The 17,426-nt window shown below is 30.2% G+C and carries 13 protein-coding genes; all 13 read right to left on the reverse strand.

Features of this window, described 5'->3' with window-relative positions; genetic code table 11:
* Window positions 1-241 precede the first annotated feature (241 nt).
* The 13 genes from gpmI to abc-f all read right to left on the reverse strand — a co-directional run bounded on the left by gpmI (window position 242) and on the right by abc-f (window position 17,395).
* Window positions 242-1,777 (reverse strand): 2,3-bisphosphoglycerate-independent phosphoglycerate mutase, encoded by a 1,536-nt coding sequence (gene gpmI, locus CDLVIII_RS26080; protein WP_009172490.1) that lies wholly within the window; start codon window positions 1,775-1,777, stop codon window positions 242-244.
* Window positions 1,778-2,185: 408 nt separating this feature from the next.
* Window positions 2,186-2,932 carry a triose-phosphate isomerase gene (gene tpiA / locus CDLVIII_RS26085; protein WP_009172491.1) on the reverse strand — a complete coding sequence of 249 codons (747 nt, stop codon included), beginning with the start codon at window positions 2,930-2,932 and terminating at the stop codon, window positions 2,186-2,188.
* 158 nt (window positions 2,933-3,090) lie between these two features.
* Window positions 3,091-4,266 carry a phosphoglycerate kinase gene (locus CDLVIII_RS26090; protein ID WP_009172492.1) on the reverse strand — a complete coding sequence of 392 codons (1,176 nt, stop codon included), beginning with the start codon at window positions 4,264-4,266 and terminating at the stop codon, window positions 3,091-3,093.
* 289 nt (window positions 4,267-4,555) lie between these two features.
* Window positions 4,556-5,557: a type I glyceraldehyde-3-phosphate dehydrogenase gene (gene gap, locus CDLVIII_RS26095; protein ID WP_009172493.1), complete on the reverse strand. Its 1,002-nt coding sequence runs from the start codon at window positions 5,555-5,557 to the stop codon at window positions 4,556-4,558.
* 74 nt (window positions 5,558-5,631) lie between these two features.
* A complete protein-coding gene (locus CDLVIII_RS26100; protein WP_083825392.1) occupies window positions 5,632-6,693 on the reverse strand; it encodes a sugar-binding domain-containing protein in 1,062 nt (353 codons plus the stop codon).
* 383 nt (window positions 6,694-7,076) lie between these two features.
* Window positions 7,077-8,465: an RNA polymerase factor sigma-54 gene (rpoN, locus tag CDLVIII_RS26105; protein WP_009172495.1), complete on the reverse strand. Its 1,389-nt coding sequence runs from the start codon at window positions 8,463-8,465 to the stop codon at window positions 7,077-7,079.
* Between the two features lie 303 nt (window positions 8,466-8,768).
* A complete protein-coding gene (locus CDLVIII_RS26110) occupies window positions 8,769-9,605 on the reverse strand; it encodes a DegV family protein (protein ID WP_009172497.1) in 837 nt (278 codons plus the stop codon).
* Between the two features lie 20 nt (window positions 9,606-9,625).
* Window positions 9,626-10,087 carry a tRNA (cytidine(34)-2'-O)-methyltransferase gene (locus CDLVIII_RS26115; protein WP_009172498.1) on the reverse strand — a complete coding sequence of 154 codons (462 nt, stop codon included), beginning with the start codon at window positions 10,085-10,087 and terminating at the stop codon, window positions 9,626-9,628.
* A gap of 373 nt (window positions 10,088-10,460) precedes the next feature.
* The gene (locus tag CDLVIII_RS26120; RefSeq protein ID WP_009172499.1) at window positions 10,461-11,912 is read right to left on the reverse strand and encodes a VanW family protein; all 1,452 of its coding nucleotides are present in this window, start codon (window positions 11,910-11,912) and stop codon (window positions 10,461-10,463) included.
* A gap of 179 nt (window positions 11,913-12,091) precedes the next feature.
* Window positions 12,092-13,033 carry a glycoside hydrolase family 25 protein gene (locus CDLVIII_RS26125; RefSeq protein WP_009172500.1) on the reverse strand — a complete coding sequence of 314 codons (942 nt, stop codon included), beginning with the start codon at window positions 13,031-13,033 and terminating at the stop codon, window positions 12,092-12,094.
* Between the two features lie 79 nt (window positions 13,034-13,112).
* On the reverse strand, window positions 13,113-14,579 hold the full coding sequence (locus CDLVIII_RS26130; RefSeq protein WP_050816329.1) for a HAMP domain-containing sensor histidine kinase: 1,467 nt from the start codon (window positions 14,577-14,579) through the stop codon (window positions 13,113-13,115).
* 22 nt (window positions 14,580-14,601) lie between these two features.
* Complete coding sequence (locus tag CDLVIII_RS26135) at window positions 14,602-15,315, reverse strand: response regulator transcription factor (RefSeq protein WP_186005528.1); 714 nt, start codon at window positions 15,313-15,315, stop codon at window positions 14,602-14,604.
* Window positions 15,316-15,472: 157 nt separating this feature from the next.
* On the reverse strand, window positions 15,473-17,395 hold the full coding sequence (abc-f, locus tag CDLVIII_RS26140; protein WP_009172503.1) for a ribosomal protection-like ABC-F family protein: 1,923 nt from the start codon (window positions 17,393-17,395) through the stop codon (window positions 15,473-15,475).
* Between the last annotated feature and the right edge of the window lie 31 nt (window positions 17,396-17,426).

Genomic DNA, 17,426 nt, shown 5'->3' on the forward strand with positions numbered 1-17,426 from the left:
TCAACCCTAAATCTTTTTTATAAGTATATTAATTTAAAATTTAATTTATGCAATTTCACTTAAATTATTCCCTAAACTCCCATAAATCTTTTCTTTTCAAAATATATTATTTAAACTAAATTGTCCTAAAATGAATCAATATTGTATACTTTTAATAATCTTATGTTATTTAATATCTAAACACAAAAAGACTATCTTACAAGGATTTATCCTCATAAGATAGTCTTTTATGTTAAATAATTTATTTATTTATTATTAAATTTTCGCCAGTCATTTCTGAAGGCACTTCAAGTCCTAATTGAATTAACATAGTTGGTGCGATGTCAGCAAGTTTTCCATCATTTAATTTCTTACCTTCTGTATCATTTGCAACCCAAACAAAAGGAACTGGATGTGTAGTATGAGCTGTAAATGGATTTCCTGTTGAAAAATCTATCATAGTTTCAGCATTACCATGATCGGCTGTAATAAATACGCATCCGTCTTTTTCCAAAATTTTATTTACGATATTTCCTACACATTCATCAACTGCTTCAATTGCTTTAACAGCTGCTTCTACGATACCTGTATGACCTACCATATCAGGATTTGCAAAATTTAATATTACCATATCATATTTGTCGCTGTCTAATCTATTTAATAACTCTTCAGTTACTTCATATGCACTCATTTCTGGTTTTAAATCATAAGTTGCAACCTTAGGTGAAGGAATTACCTTTCTATCTTCTCCTGGATTTTCTTTTTCTACTCCCCCATTAAAGAAGAAAGTAACGTGAGCATATTTTTCTGTTTCTGCAATTCTTAATTGATTTAATCCCTTGCCGCTTACATATTCTCCAAGAGTGTTAGTTAAAGTTTGAGGACTATATGCAACATGTACTCCTTCTAAAGTCTTATCATATTGAGTCATTGTTATAAAAGTAAGACTTAAAGTTTCTCTCTTAAATCCTGCAAATTCTTTATCATTAATTGCTCTTGTTATTTCTCTAGCTCTATCTGGTCTGAAGTTAAAGAATACAACTGAATCACCATTTTTTATGTTTGTAATTGGACTTCCATTTTCAGTTATTACTGTTGGCAATACAAACTCATCAGTTTTATTATCCTTATACGATTTATCTATAGCTTCTACTGCACTAACTGCAGTTTCGCCTTTTCCTAGAACTAACGCATTATATGCAAGTTCAACTCTTTCCCATCTATTATCTCTATCCATTGCATAGTATCTACCACTTATAGTTGCAATCTTACCTACCCCTATTTCAGCCATCATTTTCTCAGTTTTTTCTATAAATTCTTTTCCTGATGAAGGTGGTACATCTCTTCCATCCATAAATGCATGAACATATACATTTTGAACTCCTTCTTTTTTAGCAAATTCTAGAAGTCCTTTTAAATGCTCTAAATGTGAATGAACTCCACCATCTGATAATAAGCCCATCAAGTGTAAAGCTGCACCATTTTTAGCATTACTCATAGCTAATTTAAGAGCTTCATTTTCAAAGAAATCTCCATCTGAAATTGCTTTAGTAATTCTAGTCAATTCTTGATATACTATTCTTCCAGAACCAATGTTTAAATGTCCAACTTCTGAATTTCCCATTTGACCTTCTGGTAATCCAACCGCTAAACCGCTTGCTTGTAGCTCAGAATTTGGATATTTTTCAAAAAGTTTATCTAAATTTGGTTTTTTTGCTAAACTTACAGCATTTCCTTCAGATTTTGGTGCTACTCCAAAACCATCTAATATCATTAACATAACAGGTCTCTTTGCCATCTTCCTATCCCTCCAAATACATTTGTTAAAAATCATAATATAAATATTCTAATAATTATTCTACATTTAAACCGTTATTTTTTTATCAATTATCAGTATATAGACCTTATTAAGAACTTATATATTAAATATTATCGTCTATTTTAATTTACATACTACTATTCACTTAAATTATATTATTTTTTTGCATTTATTGCAACTTCTAAACATTTATATTCAAAGTGTAAGCTAAATTTACAAATATTACTTTACTTAATAAATTATCTATATATAAAAATATTATGTTTTTATTTTCATTCAATCAAGTTAATTATTTATCATTATTCTTATATAAAATTAAATATTTTATATAAAAATAAAACCATGAACACTTTTTACCCTGTTCATGGTTTTCTTATTATCTGTATATTAATAATTAACTATAGCAGCAAAATCAGCTGGAACTAAACTAGCTCCACCAACTAATGCACCATCTATATCAGACATTTCCATTTGAGCTTTTATTGTATTTGGTTTAACTGATCCACCATATTGAATTCTTGTCTTTTCAGCTACTTCTGATCCATACATTTCAGCAACCATAGCTCTTATTGCTTTAATTGTTTCATTTGCTTGTTCATCTGTCGCAGTTTTTCCTGTTCCAATTGCCCAGATTGGTTCATAAGCAATAACAAGTTTTTCTACTTGATCATTAGTTAATCCAGCTATATCAGCTTTAATTTGAGCTTCAATAACTTTATTTGTTGTTCCGTTTTCTCTTTGCTCTAAAGATTCTCCACAACAAAGAATTGGAGTAATGCCATGTTCAAAAGCTTTTTTAACTTTCTTATTTAATGCTTCATCAGTTTCATTAAAGTATTCTCTTCTTTCACTGTGTCCTAAAACAACATAGTCTATTCCTAAAGTTTCTAACATCTTAGGAGAAACCTCACCTGTAAATGCTCCACTTTCTTCAAAATGCATATTTTGTGCAGCAACTTTTATGTTTGATCCAGCTACTGCTTTTTTTACAGCATCTAAACATACAAATGTAGGACATATAACTACATCGCATGAAGCATCCTTTACTAATGGTTTTAATTCTTCTACCATTTTAACTGCTTCTTCAACAGTCTTGTTCATTTTCCAGTTACCTGCTATAATTGCTTTTCTCATTATATACACCTCATAATTCATTATTTATTTGTAATATACATTCCAACGTTTTCATCAAAACTTCTATTACACTTTATAATATTTAGAAATCTTATGATATTAACAGATTAAACTTAAGAAAAGTAATTAACTCTTCTTAAGTTTAACTTTAATTAAAATTAGTCATTTAATGCAGCTATTCCTGGTAATACTTTACCTTCTAAGAATTCTAATGATGCTCCACCACCTGTAGAGATATGAGTCATCTTGTCTCCAAATCCTAATGTATTAACTGCTGCAGCTGAATCTCCACCACCTATTATAGTAGTAGCATCTGCATCTGCCATAGCCTTAGCTACTGCAATTGTTCCTTTATTATAGTTTTCAAATTCGAATACACCCATAGGTCCATTCCAAATTACAGTCTTAGCATCTTTAATAGCATCAGCATATAAAGCTTCTGTCTTTGGTCCGATATCTAATCCCATGTTTCCAGTTGGAATGTTTTGATCTTCTGTAACTGTAGCTTCAACATCTTTGAATTCTGCAGCTACTCTGTGATCTACTGGTAATAAGAATTTAACGCCTTTTTCTGCTGCTTTAGCAACCATTTCCTTAGCATATTCAAGTCTATCTTCTTCTACTAGTGAAGTTCCAATTTCATATCCTTGAGCTTTTAAGAATGTGTAAGCCATTCCACCACCGATTATGATTGTGTTAACTTTATCTAAAAGATTGTTTATAACAGCAATCTTATCAGAAACTTTTGCTCCACCTAAGATAGCAACAAAAGGTCTTACTGGACTTTCAACGGCATCCCCTAAGAATTTTAATTCTTTTTGGATTAAGTATCCACATACAGCAGTATCTAAGTAATCAGTCACACCAACTGTTGAGCAGTGAGCCCTATGAGCAGTTCCGAATGCATCATTAACAAATACGTCAGCTAATGAAGCTAATTCTTTAGAGAATGTTTCAATATTCTTAGTTTCTTCTTTTCTGCATCTAGTGTTTTCTAATAATACTATGTCTCCATCTTTCATTGCTGCAACTGCTTTTTTAGCATTTTCACCAACAACTTCTTCATCTCTAGCAAAAACAACTTCTTTTCCTAACATTTCAGTTAATCTAGCAGCAACTGGTGCTAATGATTTTGAAGCATCTTTTCCTAAATGTGAGCAAAGTATAATCTTTGCATTGTGAGCAACTAAATATTTGATTGTTGGAAGAGCTCCAACTAATCTATTTTCATCAGTTATAACACCATCTTTTAATGGCACATTAAAATCGCATCTTACTAATACTTTCTTTCCGTTAACATCAATATCTTCAATTGTCTTCTTATTAAAATTCATGACTTTCACCTCTAAAAAAATATTTTATGAGTATTTTAAAAGAGTCTGGCTTTATAGCCTTATACTACAAAACCAGACTTATTCCGGCATATTTAAAAAATAACAAGTCAGTATGCTAGCATATTTCGTATCATACTGTGTCAGCATATTAGGCTAGTAGCCGGCTATGAGCCAAATATGCTTCCTTGTCTGATGCAAAAATATACAAAGCATCTTTGACTCGTTATTTTCTTCATATGCCTTATTTTATAACATAAATTTGCGCGTTATGTTTAAAATATAGTTTAAATTACTTTAAGTTAGCGAAGTATCCTAAAGTTCTGATTAATTGGTTAGTGTATGACATTTCGTTATCGTACCAAGAAGATACTTTAACTAATTGTTCTCCATTAACTTCCATAATCTTAGTTTGAGTTGCATCAAATAATGAACCGTAGCTGATTCCGATAACGTCAGCAGAAACTATTTCATCTTCAGTGTATCCATAAGATTCAGTAGCAGCAGCTTTCATAACAGCATTAACTTCTTCTACAGTTACTTTCTTATTTAAAGTACAAACTAATTCAGTTAATGAACCAGTGATTGTTGGAACTCTTTGAGCACCACCATCTAATTTTCCTTTTAAGTCAGGAATAACTAATCCGATTGCTTTAGCAGCACCAGTTGAGTTAGGAATGATAGAAGCTGCAGCAGCTCTAGCTCTTCTTAAATCACCTTTTTTGTGTGGAGCATCTAAAGTATTTTGATCGTTAGTGTATGAGTGGATTGTAGTCATGAAACCTTTAGTTAATCCAAAGTTATCATTTAATGCTTTAGCCATTGGAGCTAAACAGTTAGTAGTACATGAAGCACCTGAAATAACTGTGTCTGATGCCTTTAAGATATCGTGGTTTACATTGTAAACTACTGTTGGTAGATCATTTCCTGCTGGAGCTGAAATAACAACTTTCTTAGCACCTGCTGTGATATGAGCTGAAGCCTTATCTTTTGATGCGAAGAATCCAGTACATTCAAGAACGATATCTACGTTTAATTCTCCCCAAGGTAAGTTTGCTGGGTTAGAATCAGCAACTACTTTGATTTCCTTTCCGTTTACTACGAAAGCTCCTTCTTTAACTTCGATTTCTCCATCGAATCTTCCTTGAGCTGAATCATATTTGAATAAATGAGCTAACATTTTAGCATCTGTTAAGTCATTGATTGCAACCACATTAAATTCAGGGTTGTTAATCATTAGTCTTAAAGCTAATCTTCCTATTCTTCCAAAACCATTAATTGCTACGTTTACCATTACAATTACCTCCTAATAATGCTTTTCTTTTTTTTTATAAAAATAAATTTTACAAACTAATTTAATAACTGAATCTAACCTTCAAATGCATTTAATATCCCATTGGCTGCCGCCTCATCTGTTACTAACACACCATCGATATCGTTATATTCAGTTGCCATGATGGACTCCACTTTATTTTTCCCACCAGCTACTGCAATATGTGTTCTAATTTTTCTTGCTTCATTAATTTTTATTCCAATTGCGGTAGTTTCTGAGATTATTTCTGAGTCCTTGTTAAAATAACATCCAAATGCTTCTCCCACAGCGCCTTTATTTATTAAATTGTCTATTTCCTGCTGCGGAACTCCTCTTTTTCTAGCCATTTGTACAGCATTACCTATACCATAAATAAGCACATCTGCTTTATGTATGGTATCTATAACTACCTTGACTGCCTCCTCTTTAAGCAAAGTACCAATTATATCTAAGCTTAAATTTTCTGAGATATGAAGCATTTTATAAGTACCATTTAACTTTTTAGCTAGAGTAGCTGCTAAAGTATTAGCTTGGGTTTCAACTTTCTTTCCCATGCCACCTCTTGCTGGTACCACTTGTATCTTGGACAAATTTGTTATTTTCGGAAATGCTTCTACAACTTCTTTTAATGTACTTCCTCCAGTTAAAGCAATAATAGAATTATTTTCTAAAACATCTTTAACGTAATTTGCACAAGCCTTGCCTAAATCCTTTAATACTAAAGGATTTTCTTCCACATCTCCTGGGACTATGATAACCTTCTTTAAATTAAGAAAAGATTCTATCTTCTTCTCAACTTCTGAAAGACCCTTTATCTCATGAATAAAATCATTCAATTTATGTATAATTTCTACACCTTCACTTGTAACTGTCATTCCAGAAGTATTTATCTCAATTAATCCTTGATCCTTTAAAAAACCTATCTCTGTCCTAACAGTCCTTTCACCGACATTTAACATATCAGCAAGAACTCTTCTTCCTATAGGTTCATTATGACAGATTGTTCTGAGTACGTTATACCTTTTCTCTAATGTATTTACAAGCTCAGGAACTATCTTTTTTTGTAACTCTAATATTTCCTGCAACTCAAACACCCCTTTGGTCACTACGTGTCCCATATCATTTCTTTATGTCCCACATATATTATTATAAAACACCTTTCAAAAATTTTAAAGTCCTTATTTAAAATTTTTTATAATATTTCAAAAAAAACAAAAATACACTAACATAATTAATTATTAGCAAACTTTTTTATAGTTTTCCACAATGATTCCATATTTATCTAATATATATAAAAAATAATACTTATAAATTTTAAACCTAGCTTTATAAGAAGTTGAAATTACCAATATACTCTCTTAATTGTCAAGTTCTAATCCTTTAGTAATTCCTATATGAATCATAAATTTTTATTTATGACTTAATACTAAAAACATCTTTTTGCATTGCTCATTAAAACTTGACAAGTAAGAGTTAATTATCTAAATTTCCAAACTATTTATTATAATCTTTTTCTCATAGATGAAGATTTAATACCTAACTCTTCTCTATATTTTGCAACTGTTCTTCTCGAAATCTTCATATCTTTATCTGCTAACATAGAACTTATTATCTGATCTGAAAGCGGCTTGCTACTATTCTCTTCATCTATTATTCTTTTTATTTCATTTTTTACTTTTACTGTTGCCATATCATCATTATTTGATGATAAACCTGTTGCAAATAGATCTTTTATTTTTATTGTCCCATAGCTTGTTAATATATATTTATCTTTAATTGCTCTGCTTACAGTCGATTCATGAAGGTTAATTTTCTCAGAAACCTCTTTTAACGTCAAAGGTTTTATCTGCTGTCTGCCAAATTTAAAGAAATCTTTCTGCCTATCAATCAGGCATTCCAGTACTTTATATAATGTACCTTTCCTTTGCTCTATTGATTTTATTAAAAATATTGCCTTATTAATTTTGTCCTTAACGTAAGTATTTATCTCTGAATCCTTATTATTTTGCAATACATCTTTATACGTTCTATTTATCATAAGCTTTGGTAAAGCGCTTTCATTCATTATTATAAAAAACTCATCATTTATATTTTTAATTTCAGCATCTGGAATTATATAATTCACTTCTTCTCCAGTATAAAATCCCCTTGATGGCTTAGGCTCTAATTTCTTAATCAAGTCTCCATATCTTTGGGCCTCTCTTGGTGATATATTAAGAGCTCTTCCAACTGCTTCATACTTATTTTCAGCAACATTTTCAAGATGGTTTAGAATCATTTTCTCCATTATATTATCCAAAATATTTAATCTTAAACTCTGAATGAGCAGGCATTCCTTGATATTTCTAGCTCCTATTCCATAGGGTTCCAAAGATTGAACTATTTTTAAAGCTCTTTCTATAATTTCCTCTGATATATTCAGCTCTTGTCCGAGTTCTTCTACTGATATTTCTAAGTATCCTTTATTATCTAATGATTCAACAATGTACTTACATATATTTAACATGTACTGATCTATGTCAGCCTCAACTAATTGTTCCTGAAGATATTCTTTTAAGGACATCTTTTTCTCTATGAAATTTAACGGTGAAATTTCTTCGTTTGAATAATTTATTTCTGATTTATCCTTATAATTATCTGAATACAATTCTTCAACTATTTTTTTATGATCGTAACTATCTTCTATGCTCATTTTTTCAGCATTTTGCACATCATCATATGGAGCTGTTTCTTCATTTATTTCTAAGACTGGATTTTCCGAATATTCAATATCTATATATTCCCTTAAATCATGAAGAGACATTTGCAGTAATTTTATAGATTGCTGCATATTTTGCGTTAATATCAATCGTTGTTCCTGGGTCATCTTCATGCCATACTCTATATTCATAAATTTCCTCCTTACAAAAAATTATGTATGCGCTAATTAAACGTATTCATAAAAACTATCTTTTTGCTTTAGTTATTAATTCTATCTCTTTTTCTATAGTATACTCTGCATTATCCTGAGATTGCAAGCATAGTTCAAACCGTTCTATATACATACAATGCCTAAAACGCCTGATTGCTAATAAAAATTATTTTTAATAAAAATAAAAACATGCCTCATATACTATATATTAACATTGGTCTTAAATAAATTGTTTAAACCTTATTAAAACCAATGCAATAAAAAATAAAGGCATGTGTTTCTTTATTTAGTTAAAAATACTATTCCGCAACATCCAGGACCAGAATGAACACATACAACCGATCCAACTGGACATTCAATAAATTTCACATTATTGTTTTCCATATATTCTTTAAGAGCTTCTTTAACTTCAAGATTATTTACATCAATTAATATAACTGGTACCTCATCATCTAACTCCGCACTTTCAAGATCATTTATAATCTTTTTAATTGCTTTCTTATTTCCCCTGATCTTATCTTTTACTGACATAATACCATCTTTTATTTCGAGTATAAGCTTTATTCCAAGCATTCCTCCAACTATACCAGCAGTTTTAGAAATTCTACCGCCTCTTACAAGGTATTCTAAAGATTCAAAGTAAACTGAAAGCTTTATATTATTTTTAATTACATTTAATTCTTCTTCTAGCTGTGCAATATTATATCCCTTTTCTCTAAGTTTAGCTGCTTTTAAGACTAATATTCCTAATGCTGCTGTAACATTTTGAGAATCAATTACAACTATATTATCACTTTCTAGTGTTTCTTTTGCAATACATGCTGATTGATACGTTCCACTCATTACAGAAGACATATGAATTGATATAATTTTATACCCTTCCCCTAAATATTTCTCATATATCTCAATGAACCTATTAGGGGTAACTTGTGCTGTTGTTGGAAGCACATTGTCTCTTTCTATTTTTTCAAATACTTCATTAGTATTTATTTCAACTCCATCTTGATAGCTATTTTCGCCAAAGTTTATTAATAATGGTAAAACCTCTATCTCATACTTTTCGTATATATCCTTGGATAAATCAGCAGTGCTATCTGTTATGATTTTTATCTTTTCCATATATCTTCATTCCTCTTCACTTATTTCATATTAGGAAATCCTATTTGTCTTAATGCTTCATAAGCTACAATAGCCACTGTATTAGATAAATTTAAACTTCTAGTACTTGATTTTATCATTGGAATTCTAAAACCAATATGCTTCTCATGTACCTCTTGCGGTACTCCGCTAGTTTCTCTTCCAAACATTATAAAATCTCCTTCTTTAAAGGAAATTTCATCAAAGTGAGTTTCTCCATGAGTAGTTGATAAATATATTTTTTTGTCTCCATATTTATTCATGAAATCCTCATAGCTCTCATGAATTTCTAAATCTAGATCTTTCCAATAATCTAATCCTGCTCTCTTAACTTGCTTTTCATTTATGTCAAATCCTAATGGCTTTATTAAATGAAGCTTACTACCTGTAAGAACGCAAGTTCTAGCAATATTTCCTGTGTTTTGAGGTATTTCTGGTTGATATAACACTATATTTAAATTCAAAATTCCACCTTCTCCTATTCAAGTGCAAAGAATTAGTCTATTCTTTCTATTTCAAAATTATACTATATGGTTCATAACAAGTCAAAAGTATTCCCTGCATAATTATGGAAGGCCAATTAAACTCATATACTTTATAGAACATTATCAAAAATTAATTTTATTATGGTGAATAGAATTCTATTATCAATATATTCACCACGATAAAATTAATTGACAATATATAATAAATTAACCGCTTTCTAAAACTTAAGTTAATCCTTTTTATTCAGTATCTAACTTTTTACAAAGTTATAGACATACGTCTTTAAATATACTAAATTCATACAAAAAACATATGTCTATAATTTATATAAATATCAAATTAAATATACTACTATTCCGATGGAGAGGTTACTACTGCCGTTCCTACACTAACATCTGATTTCATTCCTCTTTTTACAATTACATCGACACTTGCATAAGTATCTGTAGATATGAGTTCTCTATTTATTTCAACTCCATTCTCATAAGTAACCTGATATGATTTTGTTCTATAACCAGTCATTCCACCTCCTTCATTTACTTCTTTACCTTCTGGTAAACTACTGTCAGGTACAACTTTAGTTTGTGGAGGTATAGTTTCAAGAACTTCACTTACCATTTCATATGTCTTTCCATTTAACGCGCTTGGATCTCCGTACACATTATAAGTTAAAGCCTTACCTCTAGTAATTCCTTGAATATAAATTGGAAAATCATACGTGTTCTTGAACTTATAATCTAAATACCCATAAGCAACTGTTGCATCAAGTCCTGGCTCTGTATAGCCTACTGCCATTGAGTGATTTGTTCTTTCAACAGATCTCAAATTAGCTTTCATTACTGCCCTATAAAGAGTTGTTGATACTTGGCATATTCCTCCACCAATTCCTGGTTCAATTTTATTTCCTACAAATGTTCCTGCCTCTTGATACCCTCTTTCAGTTGTTCTTTGCCCTACAGTTCCATTAAAACTAAAAACTTCTCCAGGCATAACTACGGTTCCATTTAATGTAGCGGTTGCTATCTCTATATTTTTGCATCTTCCTAGGGGGGATGTAGCATAACTTGTTGAGAAAGTTCCCATTAAGCCTTTTATCTTAGCTAAATCTTCTTTAGTTACCCTTGGCTTTGTTTTTTCTACCTCAACAGTAATATTAGTCTCTGGATTAATTTCACCATCAATACTTCCTCTTAATTTTTTATCCAATGCTTCCAAATTTACAGTTACTCCGTCTTGTTCTGGATTAACTGTTATACTGCTGCCATTAATACTTAGAGTCGCATCCTTAGCTGCTTGAGCCGTATCGCTTTGTATCTTCTTTTCATATGCCTTAAGTTTTTCTTCGTCATAAGAAAAATTTAAAGGAATTTTATTTTTTGTATTATTATTACCTTTTATAGTTATAAATTTTTTTAAAGTCCCTCCAACTTTCCCAGCCCTATAAGCTTGTTCAATAGTTTCATCTATGTTATATTTAGGCGAAATATCTGAATAAATAAGTTCATATTGCTTGTCCCCTATTGCTATGAATACTTTTTTATTTGGTATAACAGTTTCAAAAGTTTCAACAAGTTTATTCTTTGCCTCCTCTTTTGTCATGCCGCCAATATCTACTCCTTGTACAGTTATTCCTGGATATATTTTATTCTCCCAAGCTCTAACCGTATTTTTTATTGATATGGAATATACAGCTGATGTAGCAGCTCCGACTACTATAAATGCTATAATTACCATAGCTATTTTTATTAATGCATTAGCTGCTATTTGGGAATATTTTGTTCTCCTATTTTTAATTTTTCCCACTCATTATTCTCCTTTCCAGGAAATCGCTCTCACATACTATTTATCATAGTGATTAAGTACGTTATTGATCATAATTTACATTAATATTAATTTGTAATTAATATTGCCTTATATCATACTCCATCTTTATATATACTAATTACATATATATAAGCTTGAAATATGATATGAATCTTATTTTATAAATTTACCTTCGCTCTTGTTTTTGATGTTTCTCCATCATAATCAAATGCTTCAATTGCTACTTCAACAGGCGCATTTTTTTGCACATTTATTTTATTCCCAGGTATTACATAGCTTGTAGCATTTTCATCAACAGTTCCTACCCACTCTCTATTTACAAAGAGATTATAGCCTAGTAAATCTACATCACTATTTCTATTCCACGAAACATTTATGTTTCCACCTTGAAATCTTGCTTGTAGTCCTGTAACAACTCGAGGCTGAGTTAATAAATCTACACTGTTAGGACCCCAATTTGCATCTACAGGATTTCCAACTCCTTGAACAGTTTGACTTTCGCTGTATTGCCATATTCTCCACCTAGTCCATCCTCCAACATTAGGTGGAAATTTAGGATTAATAGGAATACTTGTATACATTGCAATCCACAGTGGCATATTCTTTAAAGGATAGCCACGGCCAGGAACATTAAAATTATTATAAAGCTCTATAAAGTTTGTTCCTGTATAAATCATAAGTCTTCTTCTAGTATTTTTTTCAAATCTTTTTCTAAATCTGTCAATCCAATCAATTAACGTTTTTGTACTTATTGACTTATCTAATGGTGCCTCAACATCTATTACAGGAAATAAATCTCCATAATCTTTATTTCCAAATCCCTGCTGCAATGTATTTATAAAGTCATCACATTGCCTATCTGCATCTGTTAAGTCATAAGATGGTAGTGAAAAATGATATGCACCAACTGGAATTCCATAATTTCTACTATTTTTTGCATAGTCAACAAATTTTCTATCAGCTCTAAATCTTCCAGTTGCTGATCCTGAAGCTCTAAGATATAAAAAATCTATTCTGCTTGCTAAAACATCAAATTGGACAGTTGTAGTATATTCATTTATGTCTATCCCAAAACGACTATTAGGATTTTTATCTTGCATATTTCCTCCAAAATATAAAATACTTCATTAATATAAATATTAATTTTACTAAAAAAAAGTACCTATAATTAATAATTAATTATAGGTTTAATTGCACATAAAAACTTATATTATCTCCTATTGATTGAGCCCATATCTTTCCTTCATGTAATTCTACTATATTCTTAGAAATTGCAAGTCCAAGACCTGATCCACCTGTATTACTATTTCTTGATTCATCCAATCTATAAAATCTATCAAATAACTTATCCGTTTTTTCCTTAGTAAGATGATCTCCTTTATTTCTAAATACAACAATTGCAGTATTATCATGTTCATATAGACCAACAAATATTTCTCCAGGCTTATACGAATATTTTATAGCATTAGTAATTAAATTCTCAAACACCCTGAGCATTTTCATTGTATCTATTAAGACAAATATCCTATCTGATTCAAATTTCTTATATATAGTCAAATTATTTTCCTCAACTAATGGTGTTAGTTCCTCAATTAATTGTGATAAAAACTCTGCCAGATTAACTTTAGTCTTTGTTAAGGTAACTCCATTATTGTTTAATTTAGTATAATCAAATAAATCTTCTATTAATAATTTTAATCTTTCTGCCTTACTAAAAGCTATATTTAAATACTCTTTCATCTCATCATCATCTTTATATCTTCCTTGAATTACAAGTCCCATATATCCCATTACAGAAGTTAATGGTGTTCGTAAATCATGAGAAACATTAGTTATTAAATCAGCTTTGGTTTTTTCTGCATCCCGTTCAGCATTAATTTTTTCTCCAATTTCCTTGGCCATAAGATTTATATTATATGCTATATTTTTAATCTCATCTGTACCTTTTTCTTCTATTCTATAATTTAAATTTCCGCTTGCTATTATTTTAAGGCCAATTGCAATTTCATCTAAATATTTCATTTTCTTATTTGTTATAATAACAAAAGATACTACAAATACAATAACTGCTAAAATTAATGCTAAAGATGAATTTGATGTATTAAATGTGGTGTACGTTATAGTGGCTTCTGGAATTTTAGAATATATTAAATACCTTCTTTCACCATCAATCTTTAGCGGCATTATGTACGTTTTTTCTCGCACCTCCTCGTTCTTTTCATAATTTACATTCGTCATTGCACCTTGTAAAGCGCTGTATATATCTATATTTTCTTCAACTACATTTTTAGTTTTGTATAATATTTTTCCATCTAAATCAGTTATATAACTTTTATCTCCACTATCCACATTGTTTAAAATGTCATTAATTTTATCTCCTGAAATTGGGCTTTTTTCTGCTTCTAATTGCTTAGCTAAATTATTAGCATTTCTTTCTATAGAATCATAATCATATGTTATCTTAGGCTCTGTGTATTGTTTTGATAGCATATTGTTTGTAAAACTATAAAAAATAAATGCTATAAAAAAACATACTCCTATTACTGCCATAAGTTCAAATCTAATATTTTTTTCAATTCGCTCTTTTACAACGCTTAATATTTTCTCAATTCGCTTTATTAATTTTGAATTACGTTTATTGTGCATATTTATGCTTCTTTCAGATTTACTACTTTTCAATCTTATAGCCTACCCCCCAAACAGTTTTTATAAATCTAGGGTTCCTAGGGTCTTCCTCTATCTTTTCTCTTATCTTTCTTATATGAACCATAACAGTATTATCTGATGTCATAAATTCCTGGTTCCAAACGCTTTCATAAATATTTTCTATTGAAAACACTTTTCCACGGCTTTTCGCAAGCAATGATAAAATATCAAATTCAGTAGGTGTGAGTTTTATCATGTTATCTCCTAAAGATACCTCATGAGTTTCCAAGTTTATAATAAGTTCATCTATTTGTATTACATTTTCATCATTCTCTGCTGACATTACCTTATTACCAAATTTATAAAATCTCCTAAGCTGCGATTTTACTCTTGCAACAAGCTCTAGTGGATTAAATGGTTTTGTTAAGTAATCATCGGCGCCCATATTAAGTCCTAATATCTTGTCAATATCTTCACTTTTTGCAGATAACATTATTATAGGCATTTCTTTCATCTCTCTAATTTTCAAGCAAGCTTCTATTCCATTTAAATTTGGCATCATAACATCTAATATTATTAGATCTATGTCATTCTCCCGAAGTAAATTAATAGCCTCAATTCCATCGCATGCTTTTATAGTGTTGTATCCATCACTTTTAAGATATATATCAACTAAATCTCTAATTTCCTTCTCATCATCAACTATTAAAATAGTTCCCTTTTCCAAAAGCTTCATCTCCTATTTTAAAATTCTATATTTAAATCATATTCTAATTTTATTTTAACTTAAAGACCTTAAGAAAATTATCAATAGTTCTTAATATTTTCTAAAATATATTTTCATATAACAATAAAGAATACCTCGTAAGATATTCTTTATTGTTATATATATATTATTCTTGTGAAAGTTCCTCCCATTTTTCATAAAGACTTTCAATGGTTTCTTGAAAAACTTTAATTTCTTTATTGACTCTTTCACTTTCAACTGGATCAGAGTAAATTTCTTCCTTACAAAGCTCCTCTTGTAGCTTTTCTAGAGCTTCTTCATTGGCAGTTATATTTGCTTCTATTGCCATAATTTCATTTTGTTTAGCCTTTGCTTCTTTCTCTAAAGCCTTTTTCTTTTTCTTTTCTTCGTTTAATTGAGTTTTTGTTTTTCCTGAAGCCAGACTCTCATAAGCTTCAAACCTTTGCGGATTTTTCTTTTTTTCAGTATAATAACTATAATTTCCTAGATATTCATTAACTCCATTCTCTTCTAATTCTAATATTCTATGAATCACCTTATTCAAAAAATATCTGTCATGTGAAATTACAATTAATGTACCATCATAACTTAAGATTGCTTCTTCTAAAGCTTCCCTTGATGGAATGTCTAGATGATTTGTCGGCTCATCTAAAAGAAGCAGATTAGATTTAGATAGCATTAGTTTTAAGAGATTTATTCTGCATCTTTCTCCACCGCTGAGCTTACTTATTTCTTTGAAGACATCATCACCTCTAAAAAGGAATGATCCTAAAAAGCCTCTAATTTCACTTGTTGTAAATTCCGGAAAATCATCCCACACTTCACTTAATACAGTATTATTAATATTAAGGTTTGACTGTTCCTGATCATAATATCCAACATTCACATTTGCACCTAGTACTTTAATTCCAGAATCACTCTCAATTTTATCCATTATAATCTTAAAGAGAGTAGTTTTTCCACGTCCATTTTCACCAATTAATGCAATCTTCTCTCCTCTTTTTAAATCAAATGATAAATCTGAGAATAATTTTTTATCACCAAAGCTTTTAGCTAAATTTTCAATATGAAGTACATCATACCCGCTCTTAACAGATGCCTCAAATTTAATTTTTGATGCTGACTTTTCCTTATCTGGAGCATCTATAAGTTCCATTTTATCAAGTGCTTTTTCCCTGCTTTCAGCAGCTTTTATACTTTTCTCTCTATTAAATGATCTAAACTTTTCTATTATTGCTTCCTGCCTCTTGATTTCTGACTGCTGCAGATTATACGCCTTTAGTTTAGAATCATAATCTTTTTTCATGAGCTCTAATGCTTTAGTATATGGTGCACTATAGCAATTCACATGGCCATTTATAACTTGGAAGGTTGCTGTTGTGACTGAGTCTAGGAAAAATCTATCATGTGAAATTACTATTACAGTCCCTTTATAGGTTTTTAAGTATTCTTCGAGCCATTCTATTGCCTCTAAATCCAGATGATTTGTAGGCTCATCAAGCAATAATATGTCTGGATTTAAAAGTAGCAGTTTACAAAGAGCAACCCTAGTCTTTTGTCCTCCACTTAAGTTTGAAATTGACTTTCCAAAGTCTCCTTCATTAAATCCAAGACCTTTTATTACACGAGATATCTCACCTTTATAAGTATATCCTCCTCTATTTTCATAAAGATCTTGTGCTACTCCATAGTCCTTAATAATTTTTTCATGATAAGATGCATTTTTTTCATCATATGGTTCGTTCATTTTTAATTCTAGATCTTCGATCTTTTTTTCTAATCTTTGAAGATCTTCAAAAACAAGTAACATTTCATCATAAATTGTATTATTTGAATCCAATGCTAAATGTTGCGCAAGATATCCTAGTGACTTATTTTTATCTACAAAAACCTCGCCATCATCTTGGGATAATTCTTTTGAAAGTATTTTAAATAAAGTGGTTTTTCCCTCACCATTTGAGCCTATTATTCCAACTTTATCCCCTTCATTAATAGAAAAGGTTACATCCTTTAATATGGTATCTATTCCATAACTTTTACTTATATTTTTACAACTTAAAACAATCATTTTTCATCCTCCAGTAGCTTAGCTGAAAATC

Origin of the sequence: Clostridium sp. DL-VIII (assembly GCF_000230835.1) — a bacterium.
Classification (GTDB): domain Bacteria; phylum Bacillota; class Clostridia; order Clostridiales; family Clostridiaceae; genus Clostridium.

Excerpts from the sequence above, each read along its gene's own strand:
- CDLVIII_RS26090 (WP_009172492.1), bottom strand. The coding sequence starts at position 4,266 with ATGAATTTTAATAAGAAGACAATTGAAGATATTGATGTTAACGGAAAG.
- CDLVIII_RS26125 (WP_009172500.1), bottom strand. The coding sequence starts at position 13,033 with ATGCAAGATAAAAATCCTAATAGTCGTTTTGGGATAGACATAAATGAA.
- CDLVIII_RS26130 (WP_050816329.1), bottom strand. The coding sequence starts at position 14,579 with ATGCACAATAAACGTAATTCAAAATTAATAAAGCGAATTGAGAAAATA.
- rpoN (WP_009172495.1), bottom strand. The coding sequence starts at position 8,465 with ATGAATATAGAGTATGGCATGAAGATGACCCAGGAACAACGATTGATA.
- CDLVIII_RS26135 (WP_186005528.1), bottom strand. The coding sequence starts at position 15,315 with ATGAAGCTTTTGGAAAAGGGAACTATTTTAATAGTTGATGATGAGAAG.
- CDLVIII_RS26100 (WP_083825392.1), bottom strand. The coding sequence starts at position 6,693 with ATGGGACACGTAGTGACCAAAGGGGTGTTTGAGTTGCAGGAAATATTA.
- tpiA (WP_009172491.1), bottom strand. The coding sequence starts at position 2,932 with ATGAGAAAAGCAATTATAGCAGGTAACTGGAAAATGAACAAGACTGTT.
- CDLVIII_RS26110 (WP_009172497.1), bottom strand. The coding sequence starts at position 9,605 with ATGGAAAAGATAAAAATCATAACAGATAGCACTGCTGATTTATCCAAG.
- abc-f (WP_009172503.1), bottom strand. The coding sequence starts at position 17,395 with ATGATTGTTTTAAGTTGTAAAAATATAAGTAAAAGTTATGGAATAGAT.
- gap (WP_009172493.1), bottom strand. The coding sequence starts at position 5,557 with ATGGTAAACGTAGCAATTAATGGTTTTGGAAGAATAGGAAGATTAGCT.
- gpmI (WP_009172490.1), bottom strand. The coding sequence starts at position 1,777 with ATGGCAAAGAGACCTGTTATGTTAATGATATTAGATGGTTTTGGAGTA.